The sequence below is a fragment of the Prevotella sp. khp7 genome (genome assembly GCF_900109055.1).
Classification (GTDB): domain Bacteria; phylum Bacteroidota; class Bacteroidia; order Bacteroidales; family Bacteroidaceae; genus Prevotella.
In genome coordinates this window covers 291,622-312,345 of record NZ_FOIV01000004.1, presented here as the reverse complement: position 1 = coordinate 312,345, position 20,724 = coordinate 291,622, and the positions used below count along the sequence as shown (strand labels likewise).

Sequence of the window (20,724 nt, the reverse complement as noted above, 5' to 3'; positions counted from 1 at the left end):
GTGAGCGTATGATACAGTTTAATATTCATAGATTTAGGAAACTGGCACAATGGTCGCTGACCTGCGACAAAAGCTTCTATCTGAGGAAGTTCCTCCAGGTGTTTGTCTTGCTGACCTTGTTGTTCCTTGCGAATACAACAAACTTTTTTCAGTTCAACGTCAACGGGGCTAACCGTAACTATGCTATGTGTTCTGTGATAACGATAGCGGTATTATTGATCAATTTTATCATAGGTCCGTCAACGATGTTCACGAGTATGAAAGGCAAGCACGATCTTCAGGTATTGCTGATGTTGCCTGCATCGAATTTTGAGAAATACCTGATGCGCTATTCTACGTGGATCATCCTGATGCCTATATATCTGGTCGCTTTTTTCTCTGCAGACCTGATTCAGTATGCGGTGAACACACTGATGGGGAGTGAGAATGTCCTGTTCGTAACAACCGATATATATCAGAGATTGAGCTCTATTATGTTACCCGTGCAATATGTGCCTGCTGCAGCTATTTATACAGTTATTATCTTTTCGCTGTCTCTCCACTCTTGCTATGTACTTGGCGGCACATTTTTCAGATCGAACAAGTATGCCTGGATACTCACGACATTGGTTCTCATTGTGCTGTGTATGCTGCTTTTATTTCTGAGTCCAGAAAAGACTGTTGGCATTAGTAGTAAAGCTTCTACGCATGAGTTTGTGATTGAGGATGTCATCTATGTGCTATGGCTCTTTGTAAACTTCTGGCTGTCTTATAGGCTCTTCTGCAGGACACAAGCGGTTGGAAAGTTCGTGAATCTGTAAGAGATATAAAGTGAATAGTAATAACAAATTGATTATGAACAGTTTCAATATATGTAGATTTGGCAAGACGTTCCGTTGGTATCTGAGTGTAATCTTCTACCCGTGGCTGATGTGGACGATAGGATATGCGCTGGTAACGTTCTTTGGCGAGTGGTTGTTTTGGTATTTTCATAAAGGACAATCCTCTGAATATATCATAGGTAGTATAGCAGGATTCTTTGCTGTATTTATCGTCATTGGCTTAGCTGTCGGTGTGAGCCAAATATTCTCTGATATAAATAAGAATGCAAGGCGTGAGGCCTTTCTCATGTTGCCGGCATCAAACATAGAGAAGTACCTTTCGGCGGTGATTTTTGTAACGGTTATATGGACTTTCTGTACTTTCCTGTCGTTTGCTGTCGGAGACACGGCCAGAATGATATTCCGTAGTTTGACATATGGCGAAGAATGGGTTTCGGGCATTCCAGAACTGTTGGATCACATGACGCCTAGATTTAATGATACATCCAGTTTCTCATATAACATGATGGAAAGGACGTTGCTTGCAGTCATCATCCTATGGGTCCACTCTGCCTATGTACTCGGAGGAACGCTGCTACGTAAGTATTCCTTCATCCTGACGAGTATGGTAATCATCTTAGTCGTGGCTCTGTTTGGAAGAGTACTGATGTATTTCGAGATTTCAATATTTCAGATTAAGTGGGAAGATAATGTATGTATAGATGCATCGGTGGGTGCTATGGCTTATGTACTCGTTGTGGTACTGCCTCTTCTCGCCTGTTTTAACTACTGGGCGTCGTATCATATCTTTAAAGGTTTTCAGTTAATAACTAATAAGTGGACTAATTATGATTTTTTCAAACGATAAACCCATCTATATTCAAATGGCCGACCGCCTTTGTGATGAGATACTCTCTGGAGTATATCAAGACGACGACCGTATACCTAGCGTTCGTGAGTATGCCGTGCTACTGGAAGTGAACACCAATACTGCAGTGAAGGCTTATGAACAGTTGGCTCGTGAAGAGATTATCTACAATAAGCGCGGATTAGGTTATTTTGTGACCAAAGGTGCAAAGAAGCAGATCATGAAAGCCCGTAAGCTGGAGTTTATGAAAGAGCGCTTGCCAGAACTCTTCCGCCAAATGAACTTGCTCGATATTAGTATTGGGGATGTTGAAGAAGCTTATAGAAACTTACAAAATGTTAAAGAATGAGAGTTTTCTTCAATAATTTGAAACTTTTCGATGATAATGAGCGTCAAACGGACAAAAATAGTAATAACAAAAGGTAAATAGTAAAATAAGGTAAGAAGGTTGTTTTTATGATACACTTACAAGACATCAACAAAACCTACCAGGGAGCTCAGCCGCTTCATGTATTAAAGGGCATCTCGCTCGACATCGCTAAAGGTGAGTTCGTTTCTATTATGGGCGCTTCAGGCTCAGGAAAATCCACATTATTAAATATATTAGGTATATTGGATAATTATGATTCTGGTACCTATGAGTTAGCCGGAGTGCCTATCTGGGACCTCTCAGAGCGTAAAGCAGCTGAGTATCGTAACCACATGATAGGCTTTATATTCCAATCATTTAATCTCATCTCTTTCAAAACCGCCGTGGAAAACGTTGAGTTGCCATTATTCTATCAGGGGGTCGGTCGCAAGAAGCGTCACCAGATGGCTTTAGACTATTTGGACCGTCTGGGACTGCTTGATTGGGCTGACCATTACCCTAACGAACTGTCGGGAGGACAGAAACAACGTGTGGCAATAGCCAGAGCGCTCATCACCAAACCACAGATTATTCTGGCCGACGAGCCTACGGGCGCACTCGACTCGAAGACCTCTGTGGAGGTGATGCAGTTGCTCAAAAGGCTGAATCAGGAAGATGGTATGACTATTGTCGTAGTGACTCATGAGAGTGGTGTGGCGAATGAGACTAATAAAATTGTCCACATCAAAGACGGAATTATTGGTCAGATAGAGGAGAACCTCGATCACAACGCAAGTCCATTCGGTATCAACGGCATGATGAAGTAAATAGATTATGAGAGATATAGTAAGTGAAATATGGTCGACTGCCAGGCGCAACAAACTGCGTACTACGCTTACAGGCTTTGCTGTGGCATGGGGAATCTTTATGCTCATTGTGCTGCTGGGCTCGGGCAATGGCCTCATAAATGCCACTATTTTGCAAAACCAGCGTTTCTTGTCGTCTTCGATGATTGTCTATGGTGGCGAAACCTCAAAAGCATATCATGGTTTTAAGGAAGGCCGCTGGATCAATCTCCAGAAGCGTGACATCAATACTACGGAGACGGAATTTAAGGAGAATATTGATGAGGTGGGAGCGCAGTATCGTACTTCTGCAACCATTAGTTTGGGACAGCAGTATATCTCAACCTCTGTCTGTGGCGTCTACCCAAACCATACAAAGATTGAGAAAATGGAGATGCTTTACGGCCGTTTTATCAATGATGTTGATATAAATCAGAGTCGTAAAGTGCTTATCGTAAGCAATAAGCAGGCAAAAGAGCTTTGTCCGAAAGACTATAAAAAACTTTTGGGTACTTATGTTAAGGTGGGCAATTTTGCCTTTAAAGTGGTAGGCATCTATAAGGAGAGAGAAAACAGCCGAGCAGATGCTTATTCTTCATATTCAGCTATCAAACGCATCTATGGAGCCAAGGACGATGATGCAGGACGTATCGAGTTTACTTTCCACGGTCTGGAATCCGACGGAGAGAATTTAGAATTTGAGAAGGCCTATCGCAAGCGTCTGAATGAGAATCACCATGTTCATCCAGAAGATGAAAGTGCTATTTGGATTCGTAATAACTACAGACAGAGTCTTCAGATGGATCTGGCGGTAAAAGTTATCCATACGGCGCTTTGGGTGGTTGGACTTCTGACATTGCTCTCTGGTATCGTGGGTGTATCGAACATCATGCTTATCACGGTGAAAGAGAGAACTCACGAGTTCGGTATTCGTAAGGCCATTGGCGCTAAACCATGGAGCATCCTGAAACTGATTATTGTCGAAAGTGTAACCATTACCACCTTTTTTGGCTATATCGGTATGGTATTGGGTATAGCGGCTAATGAATATATGGATGCTACGGCTGGTCATCAAGTGGCAGACTTCGGAGCGGGTTCGATGGCGATGTTTATTGATCCGACGGTAGGACTGGATGTGTGTATCGAAGCAACGATGGTCATGGTGATTGCTGGAACGATAGCCGGTCTAATCCCTGCCTTTAAAGCAAGTAGAATCCGCCCCATCGAGGCATTAAGAGCAGATTAAGATTATGAAGATAGATATAGACTCATATAGAGAAATACTTGATACGCTGACTCGTAATAAGTTGCGCTCGTTCCTTACTGGATTTGGCGTGTTCTGGGGCGTATTCATGCTTATTGTACTTATTGGTGGAGGTTCAGGTATTAAGGAGCAGATTCAGAAGAATTTCCAAGGCTTTGCTACTAACTCTGCTATGATCTGGGCTCAGAATACGTCTAAACCATATAAGGGATTCCGCAAGGGCCGTTGGTGGAGTATGGACTATAAGGATGTAGCACGACTCAAACATCAGGTGCCTGAGCTTGATGTGGTAACCCCTATCTTGTTTGGTAGCAGTAGTTTTGCCTATTATGGCGATAGGAAGGCGAGTATTAATGTATCAGGTGTAGAGCCTTCGTATTGTGCCATTCAGGAACCGTTGTTGCGCTATGGACGTTACATCAACGATATGGATATTAAGGAGCGCAGAAAGGTCTGCGTTATCCAGAAGAAGGTGTATCAGGAGTTGTTTAAGGATGGAGGCGATCCTTGTGGTAAATCTATCCGTATAGACTCTACCTATTATCAGATTGTGGGTGTAGACTTTGGCGCTGCAGAAGGTATAAGCTTTAACGGAGAGCCTGGAACGGGTATCTGTTTGCCTTTCTCTCAGATGCGGCAAGCCTATAATCTTGGTAATCGCGTACATTTGATTGGTGTTACCGCAAAGCCTGGTGTCGTGATGTCGAAAATATCAGACCGAATCCGAGAAACCATTGCAAGGGCTCACTATGTCGACCCAACAGATGAACAGGGAGCGATGTTGTTTAATACGGAAGTGGTATTCCAAATGCTTGACAGCCTGATGTCGGGTTTGAACTTACTTATTTGGCTCGTTGGTATTGGAACATTGTTGGCTGGCGCTATTGGCGTATCAAATATTATGATGGTGACAGTGCGCGAGCGAACTACAGAGATTGGTATTCGAAGAGCGATTGGAGCTACGCCAAAGATGGTTCTTAGTCAGATTATATCAGAGAGTATCGTTTTAACTCTTGTCGCGGGTATGAGTGGCATCCTGTTTGGAGTGTTGATACTCCAGATGTTGGAGATGGGAAGCATGGAAGACGGTATTATAACCACTCATTATCAGATAGGTTTCTGGAAAGCCATTTTCTGTGGCTTCGTGGTCAGCTCGTTAGGCGTGCTTGCAGGATTAGCCCCTGCGGCTAGGGCTATGAGCATCAAGCCTGTTGATGCAATGAGAGACGAGTAAAAACAATATAGAATAAAAAAACAATAAATAATATAAGGTATGAAAAGGTATAGAAAACTTATTATCGCAGCGATTATCGCTTTGATTTTCGTTGGAACATTCGTATTCCTCTGGAAGAAGGGTCAACCCAAGGAAGTTGTCTATAATGAGTATACTCCAAAGGTGGAGAACATTCAGAAGACAACGATCATCACTGGAAAGATTGAACCTCGTAACGAGGTGAATGTGAAGCCGCAGATTTCTGGTATCATCACAGAACTCTACAAGGAACCAGGCGACTATGTGAATGCAGGAGATGTGATAGCTAAGGTAAAGGTAATACCAGACATGGGGCAGCTCTCAAGTGCTGAGGCGCGTGTACGCCTGGCAGAGATTAATCTGCAGCAGGCTCAGGTGAACTTCAATCGTGAAGAGAATCTATACAACCAGAAACTGGTTTCTGCTGATGACTATGATAAGGTGAAACAGAGCCTTCAGCAGGCAAAGGAAGAGAAGGCTGCTGCCATAGATGCGCTTCAAGTGGTTCGCGATGGTGTGTCGCAGTCGAATGCCAAGGCTTCGTCTACACTCATCCGTTCAACAATTAGTGGCGTTATCCTCGACGTTCCTGTAAAAGTGGGTAACTCTGTGATTCTGGCTAACACTTTTAACGATGGTACCACCATTGCTACTGTGGCCAACATGAACGATCTCATTTTCCGTGGCAATATTGATGAGACTGAAGTAGGTCAGCTGGTCAGTGGCATGCCTATGAAGATTACTATCGGCGCCTTGCAGGACCTGAGTTTCGATGCGGCTTTGGAATATATCTCTCCGAAGGCTGTTGAGAATAACGGTGCCAACCAGTTTGAGATTAAGGCTGCTGTGAAACTGACTGAAGGTGGTAAGATTCGTTCTGGCTATAGTGCTAATGCAGAAATTGTATTGGACAAGGCCGAGAAGGTGCTTAGCATTCCTGAGAGCGCTATCGAGTTCAGTGGCGATTCCACCTTTGTATATATCATAAAAGGTTCTGGAAAGCAGAAGTCATATGAGCGCAAGCTGGTTGAAACAGGCCTTTCTGATGGTGTGAACATTGAAATTAAGAAGGGCGTGACTACCAAGGATAAGGTTCGTGGACCAGAGATCATTGCCGAAGATAATAATGAATAAGTGTTATGAAAATGAAGAAAAAGAATCATAGTTTGATGAGGGTAATAGGGATTTCATTTATCATTTCCTATTTCTCATTCAGCCCAGCATGGGCACAGAAGCAGTGGGGGCTTCGTGAGTGCTGCGATTATGCCGTAGAACATAATATCAGTATCAAACAGCAGGCCAACCAGTGTCGTCAGCAGGAACTGCAACTGTCAACAGTTAAGAACTCGCGTCTGCCGGATGTCAGTGCCAGTGTTGGACAGAACCTCAGTTTTGGTCGTGGTTTGACTTCCGATAATACTTATGCGAATACTAATACGACCAATACTTCAATGGGGATAAATACCAGTATGCCTCTCTTTACAGGCTTCCGTATCCCTAACGAGATCAAGATGAATCAACTGAATCTTGAAGCTTATACAGCGGATTTAGAGAAGGCTAAGAACGATATCCGTATGCAGGTGGCTCAGGCTTATGTGCAGATTCTCTATGATATGGAGATCTCTGATGTGGCTCATCGCCAGATTGCTATCGACTCAGCTCAGGTGGCTCGTCTTCAGGCTTTCGTAGAGAATGGTAAGGCTTCTGAGGCAGAACTCTCTCAGCAGAAGGCTGCACTGGCTAACAGCCATTTGACAGCTACTCAGGCTGATAATAACACACGTTTGGCTCTGCTTACACTGACTCAGTTGCTTGAGTTGCCTACGCCCGATGGTTTTGCTATCGTGCGTCCTAACCCTGACGAGTTGCCTACAGACATGGTTCTCATGACTACTCCTGATCAAGTCTATGCAGAAGCTTTAGGAGTAAAGCCGGAGATTGCTGCTCAGCAGCTGCGCTTGAAAGCCTACGAGCACAATATCAAGGTGGCTCAGGCTGGTCACTATCCTACACTTTCTTTGGGCGCTGGACTATCTACGAACTATTATACCGATTCTGGCCGCTCCAATGATAGCTTTGGAAAACAGCTTGAGGATCGTTTCTCGCAGAGCATCAGCCTGAATCTGAATGTGCCCATCTTTAATCGTTTCCAGACACGTAATAATGTACGCAATGCCCGGATTCAGTTTGAAACACAGCAGCTGCAGGTCGACAACACTAAAAAGACATTATATAAGGAGATTCAGCAGGTATACTACAATGCTTTGAATGCTCAGACCAAGGAGAAATCTTCAAAAGAAGCTCTCCAGAGTTCAAAGGATGCCTTTGAGTTGATGCAGGCCAAGTACGAGAATGGCAAGGCTACAATCACTGAGTTTAATGAAGCCAAGAATGCCTACCTGAAAGCAGAGTCGGATTTGGTTCAGGCTCGCTATGAGGATCTCTACCAGCATGCGCTCCTCGAGTTCTATCGTGGTAAAGAACTGAATTTCTAAGGACATGAAGTTAGTCGTAATGAAACTAGGGGTTTCATTACGACTAACTCATAGTTTCATTACGACAAACTATTACTTTGTTACGTACTTCTTTTTATTGTTGATATAGACCCCCTTGACCTTAGGCGTTTCTGAGAGTTTGCGACCACATAAATCATACCAACTTGTGTCCTTGTAGCCATTGATTGATAATGGTTGTATGAAGGATGCGGAACTATCAGCAAACTTCTTCAGTTCGTATAGGGCTGGCAGGGCGCGGCCTGTCTCGTTGTCAAAGAGTGAGGCATCATACCATTTGTCGGTTACGCGCTTGGTGCTCCAGTCGAGCCCATACTCATTAGCTTCGAGGAACCACCAGAAGAGTCCGTTTACGTTAGGATGCTTGTTCAGCATTGTAATCAGGTCTGCTGTAAACTTCTGCTGTCCCTCGTAGGTGAGAGGATATCCTGTCTCCTTATCGCCCATCTTGTAGCGATAGCCGCATCCGGTCTCTACTACCATGATTTGTTTCGATGGAAAAGTCTGTTCGAACTTGGTAATAGTGGTGTTCAGTTGTGCGATGTCGCAATGAAAGTAAGGATAATAACTGGTGCCTATAATATCGTAGTCAACGCTGTTGTCGTCTAGCCGCTTGTAAAAGTCGGTTACGAGTGCCGTGTTGGCTGCTTGTTCCGTATGGATGATAATCTTGGCCTCAGGGCACACCTCACGGCATGCATTGCCTGCAGCTTTCAGACATTTGGTAAAGTTGTCCCAGTGTTTATCGGTATAACCAGTCCATTCGGAGTTCACTTCGAGATGACACCCCTGCTGCTCCCAGTCTTCGTATTGGCCATTGACCTCCATGCCCCAAAGCATACCGAAGCTGATTTCATTTCCTGTCTGGATAAAATCGGGTGTGGCGCCTGCTGCTACCAATTCCTCTAAACAATCCTTGGTGTACTTATAGACGGATTGATCTATTCCCCAACTGTTAACGGACCATGAGAAAGGTATATCCTGTTGTCCAGGGTCGGCCCAGGTGTCGCTATAATGGAAATCGAGCATCAGCTTCATTCCTGCATCCTTAATCTTCTTACCCAGTTTCTTTACGTATTGAATATCCTGACATACACCTTCGCCCTGTTGCTTTTCTGAAGCACGGCTGGGGTCGACGAAAAGGCGGACTCTCATGGCGTTCATGCCCTGCTCTTTCAGAAAGGTCAACAGATCATTAATGGCAGCACCGTCTTTGTCCATATAATTGGCTCCGTGCTCTTCGTATTTTGTGAGTAGCGAAATATCACCACCAACATATTTCTGCGCCTTGATGAAGTTTGATGGGAGCAGTAAAACTATGATTAAAAGTATTTTTATTCGATTCATATCTCAGTAGTTATAGTATCTTTGGGCTGCAAAGGTAGTATTTTTTTGCGTTGTTTCAAAGCGATATCTTGTTTTTTTATTGCAAATATTTGTTAGTTTCGATGAAAGGTTGTACTTTTGCACTCGAATTATGGTACACCGTGAGAGATTATTGTTTTATTTAAGAGCAAACCTGTTAGTTTGGCTTCTTCTGTTTTTTCCTTCTGTAACGACCCATGCACAGGAGGAAGAGAAAATGCTGGAGATGTTCCGCGAGTTCCGCGAACTATATGAGGGGGATGCAGAGGAAGATTTTTATAAGAAGGCTCATGAGTATGAAGAAGTTCTTAAGAAGAATAATCGCCTTTCCGATTATTATAAGATTAAATGCAATGAGGGCTTCTACGATGTGCGCCATATGCACATCTACCAGGCAATGGAGACTGCCAAGGAACTCGACGAGGATGTACGCAAGAATGGCGACACCGAATATTATTATCTGGCTACGGGACTTTTTGGCGACGTCTATCGCGTGAGCTACGACACTCCCAAGGCCAAGCGCTATTATCTTGAGGCATTGAAGCAGGTAGGTAATCGTGACCCGAAGTTCTCGATGACCACCTATCTGAATCTTGCTAACCTCTTGAATCTTGCCGACCCGGAGACAGCAATAGCTTATGCTGACAAGTCTATCGATCTGGCCAAGAAAATCGACAATATGGAGTTCTTGTCACTCTCGTTGGCTACAAAGGCATTTGTGACATTTCTTATAGACGACGATGGTAAGGACTTCGACTTAATATATGAACGCTATTCTTACCTGAAGAGTCGTAACGATCCAGGCTTTAATCATCGTTATGATGGTGTAATGGACGCAGCCCATGCTGCTTATAATCATCGGTATGATGAGGCAATCGGAATCATTAAGAATCAACATTTGAATGTAGATAGTGCCCTGAGTGTGATTCGAGTTTACACACTAGCGGGTGATGTTAAGAGTTGTTATGCTTCCATGCGCAGTCTCTACAATGATCTTGATTCGGCTTTCAGTGTTACCCAGAATGCCAATTTCGATATTATCTCTACAGAGCGTGATCTGATGTTGAGTCGTGAAGAGGCTGCTAGTAATCGTGAACTCATAAGAAGTATGAGTCATTGGATTATAGGTCTTTTCCTTACGTTCCTTATTATATATATATTAGGCCGTCGCCAGTTGCTTAGGAAGATAAGGAGACAGAATAAGGAACTGAAGAATGCTTTAGATAAGGTTGAAAAGGCAAACCATATGAAGTTGCATTTCATTACTGGAATGGGGCGCGAACTTCGAACACCGCTGAATGTCGTTGCAGGCTTTTCTCAGGTTCTGAGTAGTCCGGATTTTAGTCTTACAGAGCAGGAACGAAAGGAAATGCATGAACGCATCAGTGAGAACATTGACAAGTTGACAAATGCCATCAATAGGATGGAAGCTTTCTCAAAAGAAGAATAAAATAAAGAAGCCCCTCACTAAACGAAAATGGTGAGGGGCTTATCTTTTCTGCTTATTTCTTATGTCTGTTGGCACGCTGCTCGCGATACTTGGCTTTTTGCCTTGCACTGCCGCTTCCGTGCGCTCCAGTGATATACTGCTTTTTCTTGGCTTTGGTCTTCACCTTGCCATCATCTTTCGGCTTGTCACCTCCACGTCCGAAGTTGATACCGTTTTCGAGTATATTCTGAAAATCATCCATAATCAATCTGTTTTTAATATATGTGGCTTAATGATGGAACAGTCTGACGCCTGTAAATGCCATAGCGATATCGTATTTGTCACAGGTGTCAATTACATGGTCGTCGCGAACCGAACCACCAGCCTGTGCGATAAACTCAACACCACTCTTATGAGCGCGCTCAATGTTGTCGCCAAATGGGAAGAATGCATCAGAACCAAGGGCTACCTTTGTATTCTTTGCAATCCATTCTTTCTTCTCCTCCATAGTCAGGACCTCGGGCTTTTCTTTGAAGAATTGCTGCCAGGTTCCTTCACGTAGTACGTCATCATGATCCTCTGAGATATACACGTCGATAGTATTGTCACGATCAGCACGACGGATGTTGTCGATGAAAGGCAGGTTCATCACTTTAGGATGCTGGCGCAACCACCAGATGTCTGCCTTGTTTCCTGCCAAACGAGTGCAGTGAATACGGCTCTGCTGACCAGCACCGATACCAATGGCCTGACCGTCTTTTACGTAACATACTGAGTTTGACTGGGTGTATTTCAGTGTGATGAGGGCGATAATCAGGTCGCGCTTGGCCTCAGGAGTGAATGTTTTGTTTTTGGTGGGCATGTTTTCAAACAGTGCCTCGTCATCGAGCTTAATCTCGTTGCGGCCCTGCTCAAAGGTGATGCCAAACACCTGTTTGCGTTCAATAGGTTCGGGTTGGTAGTTGGGGTCAATCTTAATCACGTTGTACGTACCCTTGCGCTTGTCCTTTAGGATTTCAATAGCCTCAGGAGTAAAATCGGGAGCAATTACACCATCGCTAACTTCACGTTTCAGCAATTTGGCTGTGGTTGCATCGCAGGTATCACTCAAAGCTACGAAGTCTCCATAGCTCGACATGCGGTCTGCGCCGCGTGCTCTTGCATAGGCACATGCAATAGGACTTTCGTCCAGATCTTTTACGTCATCAACGAAGTAGATTTTCTTCAGCGTGTCTGAGAGAGGCAGGCCTACGGCAGCACCTGCAGGACTCACGTGTTTAAATGAGGCTGCGGCAGGCATGCCTGTAGCTGCTTTTAGCTCTTTTACAAGCTGCCATGCATTAAAGGCGTCGAGGAAATTAATGTATCCAGGGCGACCGTTAATCACTTCGATGGGTAACTCGCCCTCAGCTATGAAAATACGCGAGGGCTTCTGGTTGGGATTGCATCCGTACTTGAGTGCTAGTTCTTTCATTGTTATCGCAGTTTTATTTTTTATTTTGTGTGCAAAATTAGTGTAAAAATAATGAAATGCCAAATTTTATTTGTAATTTTGCAGCAAACTTATATTATATTCTTACTATGCAAAAGAAACGCGTTGCGCTCCGCAAATTGCTGGAGGCTGTTGAGAAAGAGATTCTGAGGAAGCCTGATCGTAAGACCCTCGATCGTTTGTCATTGTTAGCTGGCTTTCAGAACTGGGAATCTTTTCAGGAGGCACTTCATGGTGAAACCAGTGCCGATGAGAATTACAAATAAAAAAAGGGGCTCCGCAATGGAACCTCTCTTTTTTTGCTTTTCTTATTCAGCAGTAATGGCACGACGCTTCTCCTTAATACGGGCAGCCTTACCAGTGAGCTTGCGCAGATAGTAAAGCTTAGCGCGACGAACCTTTCCTACCTTGTTGATCTCGATGCTCTCAATGTTCGGAGACTCGATTGGGAAGATACGCTCTACGCCAACAGTACCTGACATCTTACGAACAGTGAAGCGCTTCTTGTCACCGTGACCTGCAATCTTGATGACTACACCACGATAGAGCTGGATACGCTCCTTAGAACCCTCGATAATTTTGTAAGCGACAGTGATAGTGTCACCAGCCTTGAACTCTGGGAACTTCTTGCCGGTTGCAAATGCTTCTTCAGCAACTTTAATTAAATCCATCTTATTCTTTAAATAATTAAATTTGTTGTATCGTTCCAACGCAACATAACAGGCCTCTCGATACTTCCTGCCAGCGATTACGCCGAAAAGCGGGTGCAAAGGTACGAATAAGTGAGCAAAATACCAAATATTTATAAATTAAAATGCATTTATTTCTATTTTTTTTGTATCTTTGCCCCATTAAAACTACTTAGTATGTTTAAGAAACAAGTTTTTTTTAGTGCTTTTGCCATGCTGACAATTGCTTCTTGTGCCCCCAAGCATTATCAGCTTACCGGCGTTGACCGCACTCGTATCATTGTTGACAGCCGTTACGATCAGAATCCGGATGCCTCGGCTACTGCATTCTTGGTGCCCTATAAGCGGATTAACGATAGTATCATGGGGCCCGTTGTGGGCATTGTAGCACACAATATGCACGCCACTCGTCCTGAGAGTGACCTCTCTAACCTGTTGGCTGATATCTTGGTGTGGGCGGCTAAGGATTATGGTGAATCGCCTGTATTGGGTGTCTATAATATGGGAGGTATCCGCGCTGATCTTACCAAGGGGGAAGTTACCTATGGTAATGTGCTTGATGTTGCCCCTTTTGAAAACCGCATCTGTTTTACCACACTTTCTGGCGAGAAGATGCTTGAACTGTTCCGCCAGATTGCCTATAGGGGAGGCGAGGGCGTGAGTCATGGGGTAGAACTTGAAATCGAAATGGCTCCTGATGATACAGGACGACTGCTCTCTGCTCGTCTATATGGGCAGGAGATTGATCCTCAAGGAGAGTATCGCGTTGCTACCATCAACTATCTGATTGAAGGTAACGATGGCATGCCAGCTCTCAGAGAGGGCACCAATGTCGTTGCACCTGCCAATCCCAGCAACAACACACGCTATCTTATTATGAATTATTTCCGTGACCATCAGGCTCGTGGTGTGGTTGTCGATTCTCAAGTTGAAGGACGTATAAAAGTGAAATAATTATGAAACGTTTACACCTTATTATAATAGTAGCACTGTTGTCAGTGTTCGCAGTGAGTGCCAAGAAACAAAAGCAACTCGTCATTCTCCATACTAATGATACCCATTCCACCATCATGCCTCTTAGCTCGAATCTCGATAATAAGGATCTTGCTGGTCGTGCGGGATTCCTCCGTCGTGTCAATATGATTAAGGAACAGCGTGCCCAGAACCCAGACCTCCTGCTCTTCGACTCTGGCGACTTCAGCCAAGGCTCGGGCTATTATACGCTTTTCAAAGGTGAAGTGGAGATTGGTCTCATGAATGAGATGGGGTATGACTGCGCAACTATCGGCAACCACGAGTTCGACTTTGGTATGGACAATATGGCTCGTCTTTTCCGTATGGCAAACTTTCCTATTGTGTGTTCTAACTACGACTGTACAGGTACGGTGCTCGAAGGTCTCGTCAAACCCTATATCATACTGAAGCGTAATGGTGTGAAAATTGGCGTCTTTGCCCTCTCGCCAAAGATGAAAGGACTTGTCTTCGATGGCAATTGCGAGGGTATCACCTTCCTCGATCCTGCAGAAACAGCACAGAAGTATATCGATATTCTCCGTAAGCAGGAAAAGTGCGATTTGGTAATCTGTGTTTCTCACCTTGGATGGAACATTGAAGGCGATTGTGATGAGAAGTTCCTAAGTCAGACGGAAGGTTGTGACCTTGTGCTGGGAGGACATACTCATACTTATATGCCTACACTCGAATATGCCCCCGATAAGAATGGTAAGCTAATTCCCGTTGATCAAAACGGAAAGCATGGCGCTTTCGTGGGTAAGCTTATTCTGAATTTGGAGAAATAATTATTCGAAGTAAAACGTCAGAACAATCATTTTGCTGTGGCCGCTGGTCACAGCATTTGTATATATTCGTTTGTTTGCATCCTTCAGTTCTTCCGCATGCTTGTGATCTATAGCATCGCTCAGACTGTAGCAGAACTTCAGTTCGGGGATGAGCTTAAAGAATGGCAGATAGAAGTCACATCCCAATCCAACTTCCAGGAACAGGTCGCTCCGTTTTAGTTGAACAAAGTCTTGACTCTTGCCTGTCAGATTGATCATCGGGTTGATACCAGCAGTCATGTAGGGACGGTAGTTGTTCCACCGCTCAGCACAGAACTTCAAGTCTAGTGGGAATGCCACGTAGGTGTTCTTCATGTCCTGCCTTTCCTCATGTAGCAGTCCTTCCTGTTGGCCCATATTTGTCAGATTGTGGAAGGTCAGGTGTTTGGCACCGAAGTGCATGGTGGGCGAGAAACGTAGGTTCAGATATTCGTTCAGGCGTAAGTTGGCCAGTACGCCTACTGAGAATCCGGTATTCCACCGGTCGGCATCGCATACGATAGTCTGCTGTTGTGTGGTTCCGTCTTCCAGAGTTATAGTCTGAGGGCCAATGTTCTCGAATTCAACATCCTGTAGGTTCATACCTACGAGGATGCCAAAATGCATGGGGCGCAAGTCGATATACGGCTTGTGCTGGATAGTGCGTTTCTGCGAGAAACATGTTGTCGCAAGAAGCAGAGTTATAATGGTAATAATCTTCCTATGCATAGTTAAAATAATAACGAAAAAAAAGACGGGATATTATGTGTTTTGTTATTTCGACAATGTATAAATAATAAAAAAAGTCTACCTAATATTTGGTATTATCTAGGAAATGTTGTACTTTTGCATCGCAAAAAGTGAGTATAATATAGTATTAATAACTTTAATTTTATAAATTATGGCATACGTAATTGGCGAAGACTGCATTTCATGTGGAACATGTGCAGGTGAGTGCCCAGTAGAGGCTATTTCTGAAGGCGCAGAGCGCTATGTAATTGATGCTGATGCTTGCACAGAGTGCGGCACATGCGCTAGTGTTTGTCCTTCTGAGGCTATCAGCCTTCCCTAAATTAGAACTAGGACATATCAAAAAAACAGTTTTAGAGTGCTCTCAGTAATGAGGGCACTCCTTTTTATTATCCAGATGATGGTGTAGTTCTTTGTAAGTGTAAGATAATCCATATAAATTCGTTGTATTTTCTATATAGTAGAAGCGAAAACTATTGTACCTTTGCACCCAGCAAACAATCAATGAAGGAATATGCGGAGTTATAGTAAGGGATATCTCTATTTTATCTGTGCCGTTTCGGCAATGGGCGGATTGCTCTTCGGCTACGACTGGGTAGTTATCGGTGGTGCCAAACCATTCTACGAGTTGTTCTTTGGTATCAATGATTCTCCTTTGGTACAAGGTGTGGCGATGTCAACAGCTCTGATAGGTTGCCTGGTTGGTGCTATGGTAGCAGGGAGTGCTGCCGATAGATACGGGCGTAAGCCTTTGTTGGTTCTTTCTGCCGTATTGTTTACAGTGTCGGCTGTTGCTACGGGTCTTTTTAGTAATCTGTCCTTATTTAATATAGCTCGCTTTATAGGAGGTGTTGGTATCGGTATAGCTTCTACTCTGGCTCCAATGTATATTGCGGAAGTTAGTCCGGCAGATATTAGAGGACGTATGGTGAGTCTTAACCAGATGACTATTGTTTTGGGTATTTTAGGTGCTCAGGTCGTGAATTGGCTGCTGGCCAAGGATACAACGGTAGCAGCAGCTCAGGTATGGAATGTGGGATGGGGCTGGCGCTGGATGTTCTGGGCGGAGACGTTGCCGGCCGCATTGTTCCTTTTGATGAGTTTGTTTATTCCAGAGAGTCCTGTATATCTGAGGATGAAGTCAGAGCCACAAGCGTTTAGTAAGAAAAAGGAAGCAGGCATGAATGAGCTGTTACAAAATAAATACAGACACGTGTTGCTGTTGGGACTTGTAATTGCTGTATTCCAGCAGTGGTGTGGTACCAACGTTATCTTCAACTATGCACAAGAGATATTTGTTGGCGCCGGCTTTGATGTTGACGATATGTTTATCAACATTGTCATTACTGGTATAGCAAATGTTGTATTTACTGTTGTAGCCCTTTATACTATTGAGAAATGGGGGCGTCGTACGTTGGTTCTGTTAGGCGCTGGCGGCTTGGGGATGATTTATCTTATTTTGGGTTCTTGTTATTTTATGGGTATGACAGGCATATTGATGGTTGCGCTTGTTGTTGCTGCAATATCGGTCTATGCCATGACGCTAGCCCCAGTTACCTGGACTCTTTTGGCTGAGATATTCCCTAATCGTGTGAGAGGAATAGCGATGGCTACCTGTACTTTTGCTCTCTGGGTAGGCTGCTGTACTCTGACATTCTCGTTTCCCTCGATGAATGCTGCTCTTGGAAGCAGCGGTACCTTCTGGATTTATAGTGGTATCTGTATCTGTGCCTTTATATTCTTGTTTCGTTGTTGTCCAGAGACCAAAGGAAAGAGTTTGGAGGAACTTGAAAATGAATTAGTCATATAAGAAATTATATAACGATGGTAAAAGCTTGGCGAGAGATGGTGACAATTCCGACCTATGAGGTTGGTAAACCAGAAAAGAACCCCATATTCCTTGAAAAACGTGTCTATCAGGGCAGTAGCGGTGTGGTTTATCCTTATCCTGTTATCGAGACGATGAGCAATGAGAAGGTGGATAAGGACTATCAGGCTATCTGGATAGAAAACGAATATATTAAAGTGATGATATTGCCGGAACTGGGTGGTCGTGTACAGATGGCCTATGACAAAATAGCCAAACGTCATTTTGTGTACTATAATCATGTCATCAAACCGGCACTTGTCGGACTTACTGGTCCTTGGATTAGTGGCGGTATTGAGTTCAACTGGCCGCAGCACCATCGTCCAACAACATTTATGCCTGTCGACACTTGTATCGAAGAGAATGCTGATGGCAGTATTTGTGTTTGGGTGAATGAGATGGAGAAAATGTCTCATCAAAAGGGTATGGCGGGCTTTACATTGCACCCGGGTCGTGCTTATCTTGAGATTAAGGGCCGCTTGTATAATCGAACAGATGTGCCGCAGACTTTCCTTTGGTGGGCCAACCCAGCTGTAGAGGTGAACGATGCCTATCAGAGCGTATTCCCGCCTGATATCAACGCTGTGTTTGATCATGGAAAGCGTGCTGTTTCGTCGTTCCCCATCGCCACGGGTACCTATTATAAGATGGACTATTCAGCAGGTGTTGATATCTCGAACTATAGGAATATCTATGTACCGACGAGTTACATGGGTATAAATTCTCGCTTTAACTTTGAGGGTGGTTACGAAAACGACACTCAGGCAGGTATGCTACATGTAGCTAGTCATCACTTCTCGCCAGGCAAGAAACAATGGACATGGGGCAACGGTGATTTCGGTCGTGCGTGGGATCGCAACCTGACAGATGAGGCAACACCTGAGGAAATGAAACGATGGGGTATCGAGCGTAAGGGCTTTCGTCCTTATATAGAGTTGATGGCTGGTGTCTATACCGAGAATCAGCCAGACTTCACGTGGCTGATGCCCTACGAGGAAAAGATGTTTACTCAATATTTCATGCCCTATCGGGAGTTGGGTGTGGTGAAGCAGGCTACCAAGGATCTGATATTCAATATTAATGAGGTAGGCGATGGCAAGGTTGAGTTCAAACTCTTTGCAACAAACAAACAGCATGTTTCTATTATTCTTCGCAACGACAAAGGGGAGATGTACTACCAAAGGGAACTAACAGTATCGCCAGAGAATGTACTTACGGAAACTGTTGATACTAAAGATGCCAAGATGGACGAACTTAGCTTTGAGATTGTGAAAAGCTTTGTATATGGCCAGCGTATTGTGCTTTCCTGGCATGCTGAGGCTGATGTTATTCGTCCTGTCCCTGATAGTGCCGAGCCTGCCTTGTTGCCAAACCAGGTGAAAACTAACGAACAACTCTATCTGACGGGTCTGCATCTGGAACAGTATCGTCATGCCACATGGAATGCTACCGACTATTATGAGGAGGCTCTTCGTCGCGATCCTTATGACATCCGCTGCCTGAATGCTATGGGATTGTGGTATATCCGCAAGGGATGTTTCCAGAAAGCAGAGGATTATCTGCGCAGGGCAGTCAAATTATCGCAAAAGCGCAATCCCAATCCATACGACAGCGAACCTATCTATAATTTGGCTCTTGCTTTGAAATATCAAGGGCAAATCGATGAAGCTTATGACTGTTTTTGGAAAGCTACATGGAGTAAGGCTTGGGCAGATGCCGGTTATTTTGAGGCTGCTAAAATCAGTACAATGCAGGGGCGCTATGAGGATGCTCTTGATGAAATAGACCGTTGCTTGAATAACAACTGGCATAACCACAAAGCCCGTGTCTTGAAAGTGGCCGTTCTGCGCAAGTTGGAATGCAAAGATAAGGCCTTATCACTCATCAGAGAATCGTTAGATATCGATCTTTTCAATTATGGTTGTCGTTATGAACAATATCTGATAACCCATGATCAGACAATGCTCAATGAGATAAAGACTATGTTGCGACATAGCAGCCAGAATTATGATGAATTAGCACTTGATTACCTGGCCGCAGGACTTACTGAAGAGGCTGAGGCTATTTGGGAGATGGCCATCAGTGAGGAGGCAACTAGTCCTATGACCTATTATTATATGGGTAGATATGACGAGGCTGAGAATGCTGATAGCAGTTATTGCTTCCCTAACCGTTTAGAGGATATTCTTGCGCTTGAAAATGCCAAGGAGAAAAATCCGGTAGGAGCTAAGGCTCCTTATTATCTTGGATGCCTCTACTACGCAGCCCGTCAGTACGAACTTGCTATCGAGAATTGGGAACGTTCCGCTCGTCTCAATCCAACATTCCCTACAGTATGGCGCAATCTTGCTTTGGGACGTTTTAATAAGCAGAATCGTCAGGAGGAAGCTCTCGAATATATGGAGAGAGCTTTCCATCTTGATGAAAACGATGAACGTGTACTGATGGAATTGGATCAGCTCTATAAACGACTACATCGTCCTCACAGCGAACGACTTGCTTTTTTACAGCGTTATCCTCAGCTCATTCAGCGTCGCGATGATCTTGTATTAGAAGAGATTACCTTGCTTAACGAGATTGGTCGCTATGAAGAGGCCATGCAAAAACTTGACAATCACTTTTTCCATCCATGGGAAGGAGGCGAGGGTAAAGTTTCGACTCAGTATCAGATATGCCGCGTGGAACTGGCTAAGCAAGCTCTTTGCGACAAGAATTACAAAAAATCCATCCGTTTGCTCAGTGAGTGCCTGGATTATCCTCATCACCTTGGTGAAGGAAAATTGTATGGTGCGCAGGAGAGCGATTTCTACTATCTGCTAGGAATCGCCTATGATTCTCTTGGGCAGAAAGAAAAAGCTGTCTGGTGTTGGGAAGAAGCTACGAAAGGACCACAAGAGCCAGTTGCCGCTATGTATTATAACGACGCAAAACCTGATAAGATCTTCTATCAGGGACTGGCCCTCTACAAGTTGGGGCGTATTGATGAAGCCCATGGACGTTTTTTCAAACTGATTAACTATGGTAAGCAGCATATTTTTGAAAAGCAGATTATGGACTATTTCGCGGTATCGTTGCCCGACTTGCTCATCTGGGAGGACTCTCTTGATATGAAGAATCTTATTCATTGTAAGTATATGCTTGCGCTCGGTTACACAGGTATGGGCAATACCGAAAAAGCACAGAAGTATTTAGCAGAGGTTGAGGCTCTAGACAATAATCATCAAGGCATTCAGCAACTTCGAACAACATTGGAGGATAATCTTGCTTGATGGCTTTACAATCTCAATCGATGATTAAAATATGTAAAATTATTCGGCTTTGCGATAGCATTGCCGGATAATTTTCGTAATTTTGCATGCACAAAAAGCAACTAACGTATAATAGGTATATTACTAAACAATTTAATCAACAACTAATTTATTAA

General features: G+C 44.0%; 20 protein-coding genes. 15 read left to right on the top strand and 5 right to left on the bottom strand.

Annotation, left to right across the window (positions count from 1 at the left end; translation table 11 throughout):
- The first annotated feature begins 8 nt into the window (after positions 1–8).
- The 8 genes from BMX82_RS11640 to BMX82_RS11605 all read left to right on the top strand — a co-directional run bounded on the left by BMX82_RS11640 (position 9) and on the right by BMX82_RS11605 (position 7,873).
- The gene (locus BMX82_RS11640; RefSeq protein WP_091769178.1) at positions 9–800 is read left to right on the top strand and encodes a hypothetical protein; all 792 of its coding nucleotides are present in this window, start codon (positions 9–11) and stop codon (positions 798–800) included.
- A gap of 34 nt (positions 801–834) precedes the next feature.
- Positions 835–1,668 (top strand): hypothetical protein, encoded by an 834-nt coding sequence (locus tag BMX82_RS11635; protein WP_091769175.1) that lies wholly within the window; start codon positions 835–837, stop codon positions 1,666–1,668.
- Entirely contained in the window at positions 1,649–2,017 is a 369-nt protein-coding gene (locus tag BMX82_RS11630) for a GntR family transcriptional regulator (RefSeq protein ID WP_091769172.1), read from the top strand. Before BMX82_RS11635 ends, BMX82_RS11630 begins: the two co-directional genes overlap by 20 nt.
- A 107-nt stretch (positions 2,018–2,124) precedes the next feature.
- Positions 2,125–2,844: an ABC transporter ATP-binding protein gene (locus BMX82_RS11625; protein ID WP_036909707.1), complete on the top strand. Its 720-nt coding sequence runs from the start codon at positions 2,125–2,127 to the stop codon at positions 2,842–2,844.
- 7 nt (positions 2,845–2,851) lie between these two features.
- A complete protein-coding gene (locus BMX82_RS11620) occupies positions 2,852–4,108 on the top strand; it encodes an ABC transporter permease (protein ID WP_091769169.1) in 1,257 nt (418 codons plus the stop codon).
- 4 nt (positions 4,109–4,112) lie between these two features.
- Entirely contained in the window at positions 4,113–5,360 is a 1,248-nt protein-coding gene (locus BMX82_RS11615) for an ABC transporter permease (RefSeq protein WP_036909704.1), read from the top strand.
- 39 nt (positions 5,361–5,399) lie between these two features.
- On the top strand, positions 5,400–6,512 hold the full coding sequence (locus BMX82_RS11610) for an efflux RND transporter periplasmic adaptor subunit (RefSeq protein ID WP_091769166.1): 1,113 nt from the start codon (positions 5,400–5,402) through the stop codon (positions 6,510–6,512).
- A gap of 11 nt (positions 6,513–6,523) precedes the next feature.
- Positions 6,524–7,873, top strand: coding sequence for a TolC family protein (locus tag BMX82_RS11605; protein WP_255396608.1), 1,350 nt, complete (start codon positions 6,524–6,526; stop codon positions 7,871–7,873).
- 72 nt (positions 7,874–7,945) lie between these two features.
- On the opposite strand, the gene BMX82_RS11600 is transcribed toward BMX82_RS11605, so the two are convergent.
- Positions 7,946–9,238 (bottom strand): glycosyl hydrolase 53 family protein, encoded by a 1,293-nt coding sequence (locus BMX82_RS11600; RefSeq protein WP_091769163.1) that lies wholly within the window; start codon positions 9,236–9,238, stop codon positions 7,946–7,948.
- A gap of 235 nt (positions 9,239–9,473) precedes the next feature.
- Here BMX82_RS11600 and BMX82_RS11595 point away from each other — a divergent pair, with 235 nt between their 5' ends.
- On the top strand, positions 9,474–10,706 hold the full coding sequence (locus tag BMX82_RS11595) for a HAMP domain-containing histidine kinase (RefSeq protein WP_177172096.1): 1,233 nt from the start codon (positions 9,474–9,476) through the stop codon (positions 10,704–10,706).
- Positions 10,707–10,758: 52 nt separating this feature from the next.
- Here the strand turns inward: BMX82_RS11595 and BMX82_RS11590 are convergent, their stop codons facing one another.
- Together BMX82_RS11590 and BMX82_RS11585 are read right to left on the bottom strand one after the other, a co-directional pair.
- Positions 10,759–10,947 carry a hypothetical protein gene (locus BMX82_RS11590; protein ID WP_036909697.1) on the bottom strand — a complete coding sequence of 63 codons (189 nt, stop codon included), beginning with the start codon at positions 10,945–10,947 and terminating at the stop codon, positions 10,759–10,761.
- 27 nt (positions 10,948–10,974) lie between these two features.
- Positions 10,975–12,183, bottom strand: a complete 1,209-nt coding sequence (locus tag BMX82_RS11585) for a phosphoribosylaminoimidazolecarboxamide formyltransferase (protein WP_317039608.1) — start codon at positions 12,181–12,183, stop codon at positions 10,975–10,977.
- An 83-nt stretch (positions 12,184–12,266) separates the two neighbouring features.
- Between BMX82_RS11585 and BMX82_RS13070 the strand changes: the two genes are divergently transcribed.
- A complete protein-coding gene (locus BMX82_RS13070) occupies positions 12,267–12,443 on the top strand; it encodes a hypothetical protein (protein WP_156097616.1) in 177 nt (58 codons plus the stop codon).
- Between the two features lie 42 nt (positions 12,444–12,485).
- On the opposite strand, the gene rplS is transcribed toward BMX82_RS13070, so the two are convergent.
- Positions 12,486–12,848, bottom strand: a complete 363-nt coding sequence (rplS, locus tag BMX82_RS11580; RefSeq protein WP_036909694.1) for a 50S ribosomal protein L19 — start codon at positions 12,846–12,848, stop codon at positions 12,486–12,488.
- A 195-nt stretch (positions 12,849–13,043) separates the two neighbouring features.
- Here rplS and BMX82_RS11575 point away from each other — a divergent pair, with 195 nt between their 5' ends.
- Together BMX82_RS11575 and BMX82_RS11570 are read left to right on the top strand one after the other, a co-directional pair.
- Positions 13,044–13,820: a 5'-nucleotidase C-terminal domain-containing protein gene (locus tag BMX82_RS11575; protein WP_091769160.1), complete on the top strand. Its 777-nt coding sequence runs from the start codon at positions 13,044–13,046 to the stop codon at positions 13,818–13,820.
- Between the two features lie 2 nt (positions 13,821–13,822).
- A complete protein-coding gene (locus tag BMX82_RS11570; RefSeq protein ID WP_091769157.1) occupies positions 13,823–14,665 on the top strand; it encodes a bifunctional metallophosphatase/5'-nucleotidase in 843 nt (280 codons plus the stop codon).
- Here BMX82_RS11570 and BMX82_RS11565 read toward each other — a convergent pair whose 3' ends face one another.
- Positions 14,666–15,412 carry a type IX secretion/gliding motility protein PorT/SprT gene (locus tag BMX82_RS11565; RefSeq protein WP_091769154.1) on the bottom strand — a complete coding sequence of 249 codons (747 nt, stop codon included), beginning with the start codon at positions 15,410–15,412 and terminating at the stop codon, positions 14,666–14,668. It abuts the gene before it with no gap.
- Between the two features lie 172 nt (positions 15,413–15,584).
- On the opposite strand from BMX82_RS11565, the gene BMX82_RS11560 reads away from it, so the two are divergent.
- The 3 genes from BMX82_RS11560 (at position 15,585) to BMX82_RS11550 (ending at position 20,569) form a co-directional block, all read left to right on the top strand.
- A complete protein-coding gene (locus BMX82_RS11560) occupies positions 15,585–15,755 on the top strand; it encodes a DUF362 domain-containing protein (RefSeq protein ID WP_081910997.1) in 171 nt (56 codons plus the stop codon).
- A 192-nt stretch (positions 15,756–15,947) separates the two neighbouring features.
- A complete protein-coding gene (locus BMX82_RS11555; protein WP_091769151.1) occupies positions 15,948–17,243 on the top strand; it encodes a sugar porter family MFS transporter in 1,296 nt (431 codons plus the stop codon).
- Between the two features lie 14 nt (positions 17,244–17,257).
- On the top strand, positions 17,258–20,569 hold the full coding sequence (locus BMX82_RS11550) for a tetratricopeptide repeat protein (protein WP_036909685.1): 3,312 nt from the start codon (positions 17,258–17,260) through the stop codon (positions 20,567–20,569).
- The last annotated feature ends 155 nt before the right edge of the window (positions 20,570–20,724 follow it).

Excerpts from the sequence above, each read along its gene's own strand:
- BMX82_RS11640 (WP_091769178.1), top strand. The coding sequence starts at position 9 with ATGATACAGTTTAATATTCATAGATTTAGGAAACTGGCACAATGGTCG.
- BMX82_RS11635 (WP_091769175.1), top strand. The coding sequence starts at position 835 with ATGAACAGTTTCAATATATGTAGATTTGGCAAGACGTTCCGTTGGTAT.
- BMX82_RS11630 (WP_091769172.1), top strand. The coding sequence starts at position 1,649 with ATGATTTTTTCAAACGATAAACCCATCTATATTCAAATGGCCGACCGC.
- BMX82_RS11625 (WP_036909707.1), top strand. The coding sequence starts at position 2,125 with ATGATACACTTACAAGACATCAACAAAACCTACCAGGGAGCTCAGCCG.
- BMX82_RS11620 (WP_091769169.1), top strand. The coding sequence starts at position 2,852 with ATGAGAGATATAGTAAGTGAAATATGGTCGACTGCCAGGCGCAACAAA.
- BMX82_RS11615 (WP_036909704.1), top strand. The coding sequence starts at position 4,113 with ATGAAGATAGATATAGACTCATATAGAGAAATACTTGATACGCTGACT.
- BMX82_RS11610 (WP_091769166.1), top strand. The coding sequence starts at position 5,400 with ATGAAAAGGTATAGAAAACTTATTATCGCAGCGATTATCGCTTTGATT.
- BMX82_RS11605 (WP_255396608.1), top strand. The coding sequence starts at position 6,524 with ATGAAGAAAAAGAATCATAGTTTGATGAGGGTAATAGGGATTTCATTT.
- BMX82_RS11600 (WP_091769163.1), bottom strand. The coding sequence starts at position 9,238 with ATGAATCGAATAAAAATACTTTTAATCATAGTTTTACTGCTCCCATCA.
- BMX82_RS11595 (WP_177172096.1), top strand. The coding sequence starts at position 9,474 with ATGCTGGAGATGTTCCGCGAGTTCCGCGAACTATATGAGGGGGATGCA.
- BMX82_RS11590 (WP_036909697.1), bottom strand. The coding sequence starts at position 10,947 with ATGGATGATTTTCAGAATATACTCGAAAACGGTATCAACTTCGGACGT.
- BMX82_RS13070 (WP_156097616.1), top strand. The coding sequence starts at position 12,267 with ATGCAAAAGAAACGCGTTGCGCTCCGCAAATTGCTGGAGGCTGTTGAG.
- rplS (WP_036909694.1), bottom strand. The coding sequence starts at position 12,848 with ATGGATTTAATTAAAGTTGCTGAAGAAGCATTTGCAACCGGCAAGAAG.
- BMX82_RS11575 (WP_091769160.1), top strand. The coding sequence starts at position 13,044 with ATGTTTAAGAAACAAGTTTTTTTTAGTGCTTTTGCCATGCTGACAATT.
- BMX82_RS11570 (WP_091769157.1), top strand. The coding sequence starts at position 13,823 with ATGAAACGTTTACACCTTATTATAATAGTAGCACTGTTGTCAGTGTTC.
- BMX82_RS11565 (WP_091769154.1), bottom strand. The coding sequence starts at position 15,412 with ATGCATAGGAAGATTATTACCATTATAACTCTGCTTCTTGCGACAACA.
- BMX82_RS11560 (WP_081910997.1), top strand. The coding sequence starts at position 15,585 with ATGGCATACGTAATTGGCGAAGACTGCATTTCATGTGGAACATGTGCA.
- BMX82_RS11555 (WP_091769151.1), top strand. The coding sequence starts at position 15,948 with ATGCGGAGTTATAGTAAGGGATATCTCTATTTTATCTGTGCCGTTTCG.
- BMX82_RS11550 (WP_036909685.1), top strand. The coding sequence starts at position 17,258 with ATGGTAAAAGCTTGGCGAGAGATGGTGACAATTCCGACCTATGAGGTT.